The sequence below is a fragment of the Pantoea sp. SM3640 genome (assembly GCF_015654165.1).
In the GTDB taxonomy this organism is placed as follows: domain Bacteria; phylum Pseudomonadota; class Gammaproteobacteria; order Enterobacterales; family Enterobacteriaceae; genus Pantoea; species Pantoea vagans.
In genome coordinates this window covers 761,740-773,094 of the sequence record NZ_CP064872.1, presented here as the reverse complement: position 1 = coordinate 773,094, position 11,355 = coordinate 761,740, and the positions used below count along the sequence as shown (strand labels likewise).

At 51.3% G+C, this 11,355-nt stretch carries 10 protein-coding genes and 2 pseudogenes; 9 read left to right on the top strand and 3 right to left on the bottom strand.

What is annotated here, in order from left to right; all coding sequences use genetic code 11:
• Positions 1-29: 29 nt before the first annotated feature.
• Positions 30-1,037: a DUF4917 family protein gene (locus IV493_RS03695; protein WP_195857746.1), complete on the top strand. Its 1,008-nt coding sequence runs from the start codon at positions 30-32 to the stop codon at positions 1,035-1,037.
• A gap of 107 nt (positions 1,038-1,144) precedes the next feature.
• Here IV493_RS03695 and IV493_RS03690 read toward each other — a convergent pair.
• Positions 1,145-1,320, bottom strand: a pseudogene (locus IV493_RS03690) (IS256 family transposase); the annotation flags it as partial.
• A 101-nt stretch (positions 1,321-1,421) separates the two neighbouring features.
• A pseudogene (locus IV493_RS03685) lies at positions 1,422-2,542 on the bottom strand (IS3 family transposase).
• 304 nt (positions 2,543-2,846) lie between these two features.
• Here IV493_RS03685 and IV493_RS03680 point away from each other — a divergent pair.
• The 5 genes from IV493_RS03680 (at position 2,847) to oxlT (ending at position 7,386) form a co-directional block, all read left to right on the top strand.
• On the top strand, positions 2,847-3,569 hold the full coding sequence (locus IV493_RS03680; protein ID WP_230299981.1) for a hypothetical protein: 723 nt from the start codon (positions 2,847-2,849) through the stop codon (positions 3,567-3,569).
• 2 nt (positions 3,570-3,571) lie between these two features.
• The gene (locus IV493_RS03675) at positions 3,572-4,045 is read left to right on the top strand and encodes a hypothetical protein (RefSeq protein ID WP_095706784.1); all 474 of its coding nucleotides are present in this window, start codon (positions 3,572-3,574) and stop codon (positions 4,043-4,045) included.
• 486 nt (positions 4,046-4,531) lie between these two features.
• A complete protein-coding gene (locus IV493_RS03670; protein ID WP_147789544.1) occupies positions 4,532-5,353 on the top strand; it encodes an RNase A-like domain-containing protein in 822 nt (273 codons plus the stop codon).
• A 7-nt stretch (positions 5,354-5,360) separates the two neighbouring features.
• Entirely contained in the window at positions 5,361-5,657 is a 297-nt protein-coding gene (locus IV493_RS03665) for a contact-dependent growth inhibition system immunity protein (protein ID WP_095706782.1), read from the top strand.
• A gap of 454 nt (positions 5,658-6,111) precedes the next feature.
• Positions 6,112-7,386: an oxalate/formate MFS antiporter gene (gene oxlT / locus IV493_RS03660; protein WP_195857745.1), complete on the top strand. Its 1,275-nt coding sequence runs from the start codon at positions 6,112-6,114 to the stop codon at positions 7,384-7,386.
• A 461-nt stretch (positions 7,387-7,847) separates the two neighbouring features.
• On the opposite strand, the gene IV493_RS03655 is transcribed toward oxlT, so the two are convergent.
• Complete coding sequence (locus IV493_RS03655; protein WP_195857744.1) at positions 7,848-8,036, bottom strand: hypothetical protein; 189 nt, start codon at positions 8,034-8,036, stop codon at positions 7,848-7,850.
• A gap of 178 nt (positions 8,037-8,214) precedes the next feature.
• Here IV493_RS03655 and IV493_RS03650 point away from each other — a divergent pair, with 178 nt between their 5' ends.
• The 3 genes from IV493_RS03650 to IV493_RS03640 are packed head-to-tail and all read left to right on the top strand — an operon-like array spanning position 8,215 to position 11,350.
• A complete protein-coding gene (locus tag IV493_RS03650; RefSeq protein ID WP_195858146.1) occupies positions 8,215-9,651 on the top strand; it encodes a circularly permuted type 2 ATP-grasp protein in 1,437 nt (478 codons plus the stop codon).
• Positions 9,645-10,571 carry an alpha-E domain-containing protein gene (locus tag IV493_RS03645; protein ID WP_195857743.1) on the top strand — a complete coding sequence of 309 codons (927 nt, stop codon included), beginning with the start codon at positions 9,645-9,647 and terminating at the stop codon, positions 10,569-10,571. The genes IV493_RS03650 and IV493_RS03645 overlap by 7 nt, the downstream gene beginning before the upstream one ends.
• On the top strand, positions 10,568-11,350 hold the full coding sequence (locus tag IV493_RS03640; protein WP_195857742.1) for a transglutaminase family protein: 783 nt from the start codon (positions 10,568-10,570) through the stop codon (positions 11,348-11,350). Before IV493_RS03645 ends, IV493_RS03640 begins: the two co-directional genes overlap by 4 nt.
• Positions 11,351-11,355 lie beyond the last annotated feature (5 nt).

The window sequence follows — 11,355 nt, the reverse complement described above, 5'->3', positions numbered from 1 at the left end:
AAAATTCACTATTGGAGCAGATAACTAAGATGTCGTTTACCATTCTCCCCTGGTCTGAGCTGGCGCCACGATATGATGGGACAATTTTGCTGGGTAACGGCGCAAGCATCGCCGTCAGTCCTCGTTTTGCATATGGCTCTCTTCTTGAACACGTCACCCAAAAAGAGAGTCTGGAGGCAGATGTACGAAAACTTTTTGACTTTTTCCAAACTAAAGATTTCGAACTCATTCTGCGTATTATTTGGCAGGCGTCAAACGTCAACAAATCATTAGAAATTGAAGATGCCCGCACTCATGAGGCCTACCTCAGAATACGTGAATGCCTTATTCAAGCTGTGCGAGATGTGCATCCTGAGCATGATGAAGTTGACGAACAGCTGCCATATATTTACGAGTTTCTGAAAAGATTTAACACAGTCATTTCGCTTAACTACGATCTGATAGTCTATTGGACAATGACATATGGTCTGGGTCTCAACGATCATCATCGGTTTAAGGACTGCTTTCTTGCCAGAGGCCTTTTTGAGCAGGACTGGCAACGGTTAAGAGGAATGCTTGGAAATGAACAATCTAATACACTTGTTTTTTATCCACATGGCAGCCTCATATTGTGCCGTAATCGTATTGAACAAGAGAGTAAAATTCATATTAAGAATGCAGGTTTACTTGAATCAATTCTGAGGCGGTGGCAAAGCGAGGAAGTTGTTCCGCTGTTTGTTAGTGAAGGAACGCATGAACAAAAAGTAAACTCGATTCAGAGCAGTTTTTATCTTTCAACGGTTTACCGGGAAGTACTTACCGAACAGCGTGAAAATCTTGTGATTCTAGGCTGGGGAATGGGAGAGCATGATGTGCATCTACTAAAACGAATGGCAGGTGCAGGCATAAAAAAAGTCGCAGTATCTGTATTCAGAAGAGACCAAGCGTATTGCAATAGAGCCAACCAATTAATCAAAGATAATCTTGGGAAAAACATTTTGATAGAGTTTTTTGACAGTGAAAGTCCCGGATGCTGGAATCAGCAACCAGAAGTTTGATGCAGGGACTGTAATTGATAATAGTATAGAGGCATGGCTAAGATGGCGCGTTACAAGGCTGCTTTTTAAGCGGCCCCTGTAAATTACTCTATGCAATAGCCACCATATTAAAGGTGAGCACTCAGGCGATCACCGAACTCGATAATAAACGATTCATTGCCAGCCGCCAGTTGTGGATCGACATAATCCATTTCTTCGACTCATCCTTGATAGCCAGATAAATCACCTCATAGATCGAGTAGTCTACAGGGAACATCTTGCGCTTTTTAATAGCTGCATGTAATCACCAACACAGTGAGCTAAGGTTCGCGTTAACTCATACAGCTAACCTGCCAGCAACTCCACATATTTGCAGTGACCTGCCCTCAGTATTAGATACAACCTTCAGTTAGTAATGTCGGTTGGTTTTTCTTCTTGTTTCCCATTTCGCCAGCATGCTGCAAATTCAGACGGCGTCTGGTAATTCAGCGATGAATGCGGTCTGGACTCGTTATAGTCCTGCCGCCAGTCATTAATGATTTTCCGGGCATGTAGAATATCGCTGAACCAGTGCTCATTCAGGCATTCATCCCGGAAGCGGCCATTGAAACTCTCAATAAATCCGTTCTGCGTTGGCTTGCCCGGCTGGATTAAGCGCAACTCAACACCATGTTCAAAGGCCCATTGATCTAGCGCACGGCAGGTAAACTCCGGGCCCTGATCGGTTCTTATCGTTGCCGGATAGCCACGAAACAGCGCTATGCCGTCCAGAATACGCACGACCTGAACGCCTGAAATACCGAAAGCGGCGGTGATCGTCAGGCACTCCTTCGTGAAATCATCCACGCAGGTCAGACACTTAATCCGGCGGCCGCTGGCAAGTGCATCCATGACAAAATCCATCGACCATGTCAGGTTCGGCGCATCCGGGCGGAGAAGCGGAAGCCGCTCAGTCGCCAGACCCTTACGACGTCGCCTGCGTTTTACACCCAGACCGTTAAGGTGATAGATGCGGAAAACCCGCTTGTGATTGACGTGAAGGCCCTCCCGACGCAACAACTGCCAGATGCGCCGGTAACCAAACCGGCGACGTTCAAGTGCCAGCTCTGTGATGCGTAGAGACAGCTGCGCGTCAGCAGCCGGACGCTGAGCCGAGTAACGGCAGGTCGACAGGGGCCAGCCTGCCAGCCTGCAGGCTCGACGTTGCGACAGACCTTCGGCCTCACACATGACTTCTACGGCTTCCCGCTTCTGGTCTGTCGTCAGAACTTTCGGCCAAGAGCCACCTGAAGCGCCTCCTAAGCCAGCATGGCTTCTGCAAGCAGCTTCTTGAGGCGGGCGTTCTCTTCCTCAAGCGACTTCAGGCGCTTAACCTCGGGCACCTCCATACCGCCATACTTCTTGCGCCAGGTGTAAAAGGTGGAGTCAGAAATGACGTGCTTACGGCAGAGTTAACGGGCAGAAACCCCGGCTTCAGCCTCGCGAAGAATACTGATGATCTGTTCGTCGGAAAAACGCTTCTTCATGGGGATGTCCTTATGTGGCTTATGAAGACATTACTAACATCGCGGTGTATTAATCAACGGGGAGCAGGTCAGCAGGGTAACCCTGCACATGTCGGAGCCAGATGAACTCTATATGGGGAATGTCAATATCAGTCCGCATCAGGCCAGACGTTACCTCTACTACGACAGACTGCCTGAATGGATGCCAGCAGCCTCAAGAATCCGCTCAGCATGTAAAGTCGGCGGATAGCATAATGAGGCAATTTTCAATTTCATTAACACATTTTTTATATTCATGGAGTTACTCATCTGACAGGGACTGAAAGTGGATACGGCCTTACTTGGTGCTCTGGACTCAGACGGCAAAACGAAATTTGAAAGTGCGGTGAACGCACTACAAGGCGATGTTTCTGCGGCAGCGGCAAGGCTCTCTGTCGATCCCAGACTGCGTCCTGAGTACTCTAAGCACATTAAAGAAATGGCCGAGGATCTCAGAGCAAAAGCGAATAGTGGCATTATCAGCTGGGACAAAGCTGCAATGGAGGCACAGGAAACCAGAAATCTGATAATGGATATGATGCGCACCCGGAGTACGCCACCTGGCAGGGCAATGGCAGAAAGGATCAAGACTTCAGGCGTAACGCTTAATGAATTAGTCGCCAAAAAAACTGCCGCTATGTTCGGGCCAAAGGCTAATTTTTACAGCTTATCTGAAACGCAAAAAAATCAGGTTTATGCCGGGATTGTAGAGTCAGCGGGTAAATCAAATCCTCAGTTCAACCTGAGAATGATGAAATTATCACGTGCAGCTAAAGGCTTGATAGTTCTTTCTATCGGGATATCAATGTATGAAATATATATGTCAGACAACAAAGCCTCAGAAACCGGCAGGCAGGTTGCTATTAACGGAGCTGGTATTGCGGGCGGTTGGGCTGGCGGTGCCGTTGCTGGTTTAATGTGTGGACCTGGCGCCCCCGTATGCGTGCTATCAGGCGGATTCGTCGGCGGTGCTTTAGCGGCGTGGGAAATGGGCAACTGGTGGAAATAGAAATGGAAGAAGTCACTACACTATCGCTGTCGGAAGTTAATGAGGCAACAGATACCGCCCAGGCTCGTTCCGAAGTTTTGATTGACGGCATCTCAACGGGAATTATCATCCCTGGAAAAGTGCTTGAGGGTGCGATAATAATTGATGAGCGCCGCTATCTTTTATTCATAACAGATGACGTTCTTTTTGAAGAAATGCTGACGCTCCTGCTGTTAGATCTCTCTCAGGGAATTTTAGAGAAACTGACTATTGGGGGTATCTATACTTCAGGTCATTTCGAGGCTTTGAAAGTTTCACCTCATTCTGCGAGCTTCCGCTTCATCGGTGATACCACGTGGACAGTAAAAGTATCAGCATCTCCAACGTTTAAACTCCCCTTTTCCGATCCTCCCGGAGTAAGCCGCACAATGGGATTGAGAAAATACATTGATATCAATGCTAACCCTGCACCAGCCAAAGCAGATGGTAGTCGATAGGGCAACCTGAAGACCCTTTTCCCTATTAGTTGATCAGGCGATAAGGCAGCGAACAAAACGGCATAAATGTAAGCTTAGGAATATTAGTTAAATGTGCGAATGCTGCCCGCATTATTGCTTAGCCAGTTAATCTCGCTACGTACTTAACCCGGTTAAGGACAACACTGTCAAACGTCGGAGAAAGCTTTTCACGACATATACGCAAGTTAATGAAACATAGCAGCTACGGGCTCACTTTTCGCAGGGCTGACTGCCAATTAGGATCTGCAAGTTCGGTAAACGCCGCACCGTGTGATCCAATTTACTTTTTGCCGCTGCCACATCATTTCAGCATTTTCTCCTGTTTATCCAGCGCCAGCTCCTTTCAACCACCTGTGAGAAATGAATAGCTTTCACTAACTTAATTTATGGCACTGAAATGGTTGGCTGCACCTGAAAAAAGCATACAATTATGCTGTTTGCCTTTTAAACACATAAGGTCACATTATGGATGATGGCATAAAGATCGCGATGTCCCCTGTTCAGCTTGCTGCCGCACTCTCTGATAAGACAGTGACAGAGGCGGAAACGATGAGTAACCGCCTTCTCGGAGGGCTAGGGCTTGTCATGGGTTCACTTGAGCTTGCAGGCGCCACCGCTCTGTGTATCGCACCTGAACCTACCGGATTAACAAAAGCAGGATGTGTAGTTGTCGGCGCACATAGTCTCGATAGCATTCACGCAGCTGCAAATCAGCTCATTGTGGGTAGAGACACTCGCACAGCAACATACGAGGCAGCAACAGCAATTGCTAAATCCTTTGGAGCAGATGAAGATACGGCGATGAAAATCGGCCTGACTGTCGATATCGCTGTTCCACTAGGATTTGCACTTGGCATCGGCGCAAGTCGTGTAGCAGCAGTAAGAGCTGGCCGTATTAAACTTACTGAGCATGAGTCAGTAACAGGTTTGAAACCCGGCGGGCATACGCTTTCCACACATGTTGGCAAAAGCGATGCAGAACTATTATCCCGCTTTGAAGCCAATAAGCGTTTGCAGTATTCCACTACCTTTACCAACGTGCAGATAGCCGAAGAAGCCATATCGAAAGCGATTTTTGCTAATCGGGACGTTATAAAATCGGTCCTTGGCGGAGGCAGACAGGGAGCCAGGTTAACTATTCGAAATGCATCTGGCAAAGCAATTGGCTACGGTTTCCGGCGCGGGAGTAACCAGCGAATAGTCATGACAAATGTGAGAATTGTTATCGAGTTTCAGCAATATAACGGCAAACCCTATTACATTCTCACAGCATTCCCGGATCTATAGGTACAAAATGCAAAAATTCCACTTCCTTGACCAACTTATTTTCGGTTATTTCAACCAGGACGCGGACATCATCAATGATGGCGAGGATACGGTCGAAGGCATAGTACGGCTATTCAAAAAGTCAGTACCAGACTGGATGCTCAAAGATCTCGCCGAAGAAGTTGATGATTTTATCTCCGCCTATGGTGACGGTGTCGAAGAGGAGTTCAGGAAACGATACGGGTTTGATTTTTCGCCTGAACTTTGGGAAACCACTGCTCATGAATTCCTGATGACAGTACGTCAGGTCTCGTCAGAGAAATGAGGTTTCCGGGAGGATATTTTCCTGGTTGATAGTTACCAGAACCATCATCGAAGTCCTGAGAGCCCGCAAGGTGAAAGCTTTGCGGGCTTTTTTGTGTCCTCAATTCGAACATTTCAAACGCCTGGTCATCTTTTTCCAATAACGCCTTTCGCTGCATCACCTCGAATATCAGAATGTACCCGATGGCCTTTCTGACTGGCAATCAACCATCTCCTACGCACCATCTCAGCGCACTCATTTTTTACACCTCATCACATTTATTCCGCCCGTAATTCCATTAATAATTGAATTTAATCATTTTTTTAAATTGGCACACATCCTGCTTTATCGCTTTACGTACATATCCGCGTATCGGGATGGTTTCGGAGAAGGAGCATTTGAAGGCAATGGTTTGAATAGGTGCGACGACAAAAAAGTGGTTAAGCAGAGCAAAGCGTAATTATGGAGACAGACAATGGCCTTAATGAGCGAACCGGTAGTAATAGCGAAACACAGCAAGTGGGTACAGCTTCTGCTTGGATTACTTTGCATGGCAGCCATTTCCAGCCCGCAATATGTCTGGACGCTGTTAACCAAACCGATGATTGCCAAACTCGGCGTCGGGCTGGCGGAACTGCAGGTCACATTCTCGCTGCTGATTATTCTGCAGACCTTTTTCTCACCTTTTCAGGGTCGGCTGGTCGAGCGCTTTGGACCACGTCTGCTGATCTCCATCGGTACACTGATGGCGGGTTTCAGCTGGGTGATCGCCGCCCGGGTCAACAGCCTCACCTCACTGTATCTGGCCTACGGCTGCCTTGGCGGACTGGGGACGGGTATTGTTTACATCGGCGTGGTGGGGCTGGTGATGAAGTGGTTTCCACAGCAGCGCGGCTTTGCCGCCGGAACCGTGGCGGCGGGCTACGGCATGGGGGCAATTTTCACCACCTTCCCGATTTCTATTTCTCTTAATAGCTACGGGCTGGAACAGACGATGACGACATTTGGCCTCATCTTCGCCGCTGTGGGTCTTCTCGCCAGCCAGAACCTGAGACTGCCAGAAACCAGCAGGATGATCCCGGCCAGCAAAACACCGTCTCCCGTGCTGAGCCAGTACCAGTTTAAATCCGGGGAAATGCTGCGCCAGCCGTTGTTCTGGCTGATGTTCATGATGATGACCATGATGTCGACTTCAGGGCTGATGGTGACTTCGCAGATGGCGATTTTTGCCGAAGACTTCGGCATCAGCAAGGCGGTGATTTTCGGCATGGCCGCCCTGCCGCTGGCGCTGACTATCGACCGTTTCACTAACGGATTAACGCGTCCCCTATTTGGTTTTATTTCTGACCGCTACGGCCGTGAAAATACCATGTTTATTGCCTTCGCGCTGGAAGGCGTAGCGATGACGCTGTGGCTTGCCTGCCGCGAAGATCCGTTGCTCTTCGTACTGCTTTCAGGCGTCGTGTTCTTTGGCTGGGGCGAAATCTTCTCGCTGTTCCCCTCCACACTGACTGACACCTTTGGCAGTGAAAATGCTTCAGCGAACTATGGCTGGCTCTATATCTCGCAGGGTATCGGCGCAATCTTTGGCGGTCCGCTGGCGGCGCTGATGTATCAGCACACTCATAACTGGCACCTGGTCTTTGGCTGCGCGATTACCTTCGACTTCATCACCGCCGGTCTGGCGTTGTGGGTTCTCAAGCCCTGGCGTGCGCGATTTATGCAGGCGCAAGATACTCTTTCACGCTGATTATCCGGTAGTGAATAAAGCGCTTAAAACAGCGTCCCCCGACTGCGTGTATTGCCATTGAAAATACTTCGCCTGTCAGAACTCCGGGCGCATCGTTAAGACCCTGTTCGATAGCGGAGACAGTGGTCACCAGCTGATCTTCATTCTCTTCTCTCCGTGAATTAAAACGCCCCGGCAGTCGGGGCAAAGTCCTTTTGACTCGATCCAGTAAGTGCCGGTCGGTTCGACGGCGAGGAACGGGTTATAGTTTTTTTGCGTTTGCTACGCATCGGGAGCGGCAAACTTCTGCGGATAAAACCCCCTGGCGAAGAACTGCACGGCCAGCACGTTACAGGAGGAATGGAACCAGATGCCAAAACTGCGATCGGCTTCAACCGCTTTCAGCGTGCTGATGCCTTTACGCGCCAGTGCGGCTTCAGGCTGGCACTCGCCTGTTCTGCAGTAGTCTGCGCGCCCAGCACTTAACCGGCGGGTAGCGGATCGCCCGCTTTCGGCGTCCTGGCGCCGCTGACCAGATAGACATCCGGCTGCGCGTCGATAACTTTGTCCAGATTCACCAGCCCGAGCACGCCCGGCAGATCGATTAAATCCCGCATATTAACGTTACCGTCTGAGCGACAGCATTCATGGGCTAAAGACGCCTTAGCCATGACCGTTTTTTCACCACGCCACACTAAGCGCCATATTAAGACATTGCTGCTCTGCGCCTGCACCAAAAAAGTGCTTTAACCCTTGCACTATCACGGCTTTGCACCGTTCCGCTTCTTCTGAGGCTGGCACACTTTATGCTTGGATAGATTGACAGCCTTTAACGTCTGCGAGGTGACGATGCTGAATATCAATCTCTCCGCTTCACCCTTTTTTGATGAGATGCTTCTGGCTGAAGGTGAACACCGTGACCACTACGCCGCCTACTGGCAATGGCTGCAGCAGGCCGATCACCAGGCGGTACAGCGCAAGCGGGAAGAAGCCGCCCTTTTGTTTCACCGGGTAGGAATTACCTTCAATGTCTACGATGACGACAATGGCGCTGAACGGTTGATCCCGTTCGACAGCGTGCCACGTATTATTCCGGCCGCCGAATGGGCCATGCTTGATGCCGGCATTCGCCAGCGTGTGCAGGCGCTCAATGCCTTTCTCTACGATATCTACCATGAACAACATATTCTGAAAGCGGGCGTCATTCCGGCAGAACAGGTTCTGGCTAACGAACAGTATCAGCCCTGTATGCAGGGTGTTGATCTCCACCGTAACATCTATGCACACATTATCGGCGTGGATATGGTGCGCAACAGTGATGGCGAATATTACGTCCTGGAAGATAACCTGCGTACCCCCTCCGGCGTCTCCTATATGCTGGAGAACCGTAAGATGATGATGCGGCTCTATCCGGAACTGTTTGCCCAGCAACGCATTGCGCCCGTAGAACGCTATCCGTCACATCTGCTGCAAACGCTGCGCGAAAGCTCACCCGTCAACGATCCCACCGTGGTGGTATTAACCCCAGGCCGCTTTAACAGCGCTTACTTCGAACACAGTTTTCTGGCCCAGCAAATGGGCGTTGAGCTGGTGGAAAGCGCCGATCTGTTCGTGAAGGATGGCATGCTGTTTATGCGCACGACCGCCGGGCCATGCAGAGTGCATGTGATCTATCGTCGGGTTGACGACGCCTTCCTCGACCCGCTGGCGTTCCGCCCGGACTCCATGCTCGGCGTACCGGGACTGCTATCGGTTTACCGGGCTGGCAATGTTGTCCTGGCCAATGCCATCGGCACGGGTGTGGCTGATGACAAATCTATCTACCCCTACGTACCGGATATGGTGCGCTTTTATTTGCAGGAAGAACCGATCCTCAACAACGTCCCAACCTGGCAGTGCAGGCATAAAAATGAGCTGACGTATGTGCTGGCCAACCTCGAAAAAATGGTGGTGAAGGAAGTTCACGGCGCTGGGGGTTACGGCATGTTGATTGGCCCCGCCGCGAGCAAAGCTGAGCTCGCCCACTTCCGTGATCTGTTGCTGGCGCGTCCGCAGAATTACATCGCGCAAAACACGCTGGCGTTGTCCACCTGCCCCACGTTTGTCAACGACGGCCTGGCACCACGTCACATCGATCTCCGGCCCTTTGCGCTCAGTGGCGCGGAGATCCGACTGGTTCCCGGCGGGCTTACCCGCGTCGCGTTGACGGAAGGATCGCTGGTCGTCAATTCATCTCAGGGCGGCGGAACCAAGGACACCTGGGTACTGGAGGATGATCTATGCTGAGCCGGACAGCCAGTGAACTCTATTGGATGGCCCGCTATCTGGAGCGGGCAGAAAATATCGCCCGGGTGCTGGACGTCACCAACAAGCTGTCGATGATGCCAATCCGTAACGGGGGTACGCATGATCTGCTGGTACCGCTCAACCTGACCAGCACCAGCGGGCTGTATGCTGAAACCTACCCGACACTGACGATGCCCAATCTGGTCAGTTTTTTCGCCCTGGATAACCGGAATCACAGCAGCATTTTCAGTTGCCTGCAGATGGGCTGGAACAACGCGCATGCGGTGCGTGGCAGCCTGTCATCCGAAGTCTGGGAGTGTATCAATGCCACCTGGCTCGGGATGAAATCGATACGCCGTCAGGGCATCGGCTCAGACGGTGCCGACGCCTTCTTTGACTGGGTGAAAGAGCGCTCTCATCTGTTCCGCGGTGCCATGTTCGGTACCCTGCTCCGCAGCGATGCGATGCACTTTATCCGCCTGGGGACGCTGCTGGAACGGGCTGATGGCACCGCCCGTCTGCTGGAGGTGAAGAACCGACTGATGGACATTGATGACGACCCGGTGCGCGAATATTACCGCATGGACACACTGCTGCAGGCAGTAAGTGCGCGCGAAGCCTACCATAGTATTTATAAGCAGCCCCTGAGCCGGGAGACCATCGCCGAACTGATGATCCTGCGTAACGAGCTGCCGCGTTCGTTGCTGGCGTGTATCAACGATATGGTTCAGCAACTGGAGCTGATTGGTGGCCGTGCAAACCCGCCACGCCGCCTCGCGCACATCCTGCACGCCGAGCTGCGCTTCAGTTCCATGAAAGACCTGAACAGAATCGGGCTGAACAACTGGCTGGAAGCCTTTCTCGCCCAGGTCAACGAGATCGCCGAAAGTATTCATCACACGTATCTGGAGGCGCAATGAAACTTAGCATTGAGCACAACACGCACTATCGCTACGACCAGGCAGTGCAACGGAGTATCCAGTACCTGCGTCTGACGCCTCAGGAATCGCCTCATCAACGCATACTTTCCTGGCAACTGACCTTGCCGGAGAAGGCGGTCTGCACCACGGATGCCTTCGGCAACATCATGCATGTTCTGACACTCGATGAACCGCATGAGTCCATCACCATTCAGGCACATGGCGTGGTAGAGATTGAACACGGCATTGAAGATCAGGCTCAGGGACATCTGTCGCCGCTGGTTTTCCTGCGCCACAGTCCGCTGACCCAGCCCGATGCGGCGATTCAGGCGTTTGCCCTGCGTTATCATCAGCCTCAGGCGATACTGGCCGCCCTGGAAAACCTGATGGGAGACCTGCTGCTCAGGATGCCTTACACCCCAGGTTCTACCCTTGTGACCGACAGTGCCGCGGAGGCTTTCGCCGCCAGTACCGGCGTCTGCCAGGATCATACGCATGTCTTTCTGAGCTGCTGTCGTAGCCTGAATATACCGGCCCGCTACGTCAGCGGTTACCTGCACAGCAAAGATTCTACCCATGTCGCGACCCATGCCTGGGCCGAAGTCTGGGTGGAAGACCGCTGGCACTGCTTTGACGTCACCAACAATACTCGCATGCCTGATCAACATCTTAAGCTTGCCGTCGGCATTGATTACCTGGATGCCTGTCCGGTACGTGGTTTACGCATTGGTGGGGGCTACGAGGATATGTGCGCGATTGCTGCCGTACAAATGATGTAAATCGC

What these genes read in the sequence shown, in the direction of transcription:
- IV493_RS03655 (WP_195857744.1), bottom strand. Translation starts at nt 8,036, where the DNA reads ATGGCTAAGGCGTCTTTAGCCCATGAATGCTGTCGCTCAGACGGTAAC.
- IV493_RS03645 (WP_195857743.1), top strand. Translation starts at nt 9,645, where the DNA reads ATGCTGAGCCGGACAGCCAGTGAACTCTATTGGATGGCCCGCTATCTG.
- IV493_RS03675 (WP_095706784.1), top strand. Translation starts at nt 3,572, where the DNA reads ATGGAAGAAGTCACTACACTATCGCTGTCGGAAGTTAATGAGGCAACA.
- oxlT (WP_195857745.1), top strand. Translation starts at nt 6,112, where the DNA reads ATGGCCTTAATGAGCGAACCGGTAGTAATAGCGAAACACAGCAAGTGG.
- IV493_RS03640 (WP_195857742.1), top strand. Translation starts at nt 10,568, where the DNA reads ATGAAACTTAGCATTGAGCACAACACGCACTATCGCTACGACCAGGCA.
- IV493_RS03670 (WP_147789544.1), top strand. Translation starts at nt 4,532, where the DNA reads ATGGATGATGGCATAAAGATCGCGATGTCCCCTGTTCAGCTTGCTGCC.
- IV493_RS03695 (WP_195857746.1), top strand. Translation starts at nt 30, where the DNA reads ATGTCGTTTACCATTCTCCCCTGGTCTGAGCTGGCGCCACGATATGAT.
- IV493_RS03650 (WP_195858146.1), top strand. Translation starts at nt 8,215, where the DNA reads ATGCTGAATATCAATCTCTCCGCTTCACCCTTTTTTGATGAGATGCTT.
- IV493_RS03665 (WP_095706782.1), top strand. Translation starts at nt 5,361, where the DNA reads ATGCAAAAATTCCACTTCCTTGACCAACTTATTTTCGGTTATTTCAAC.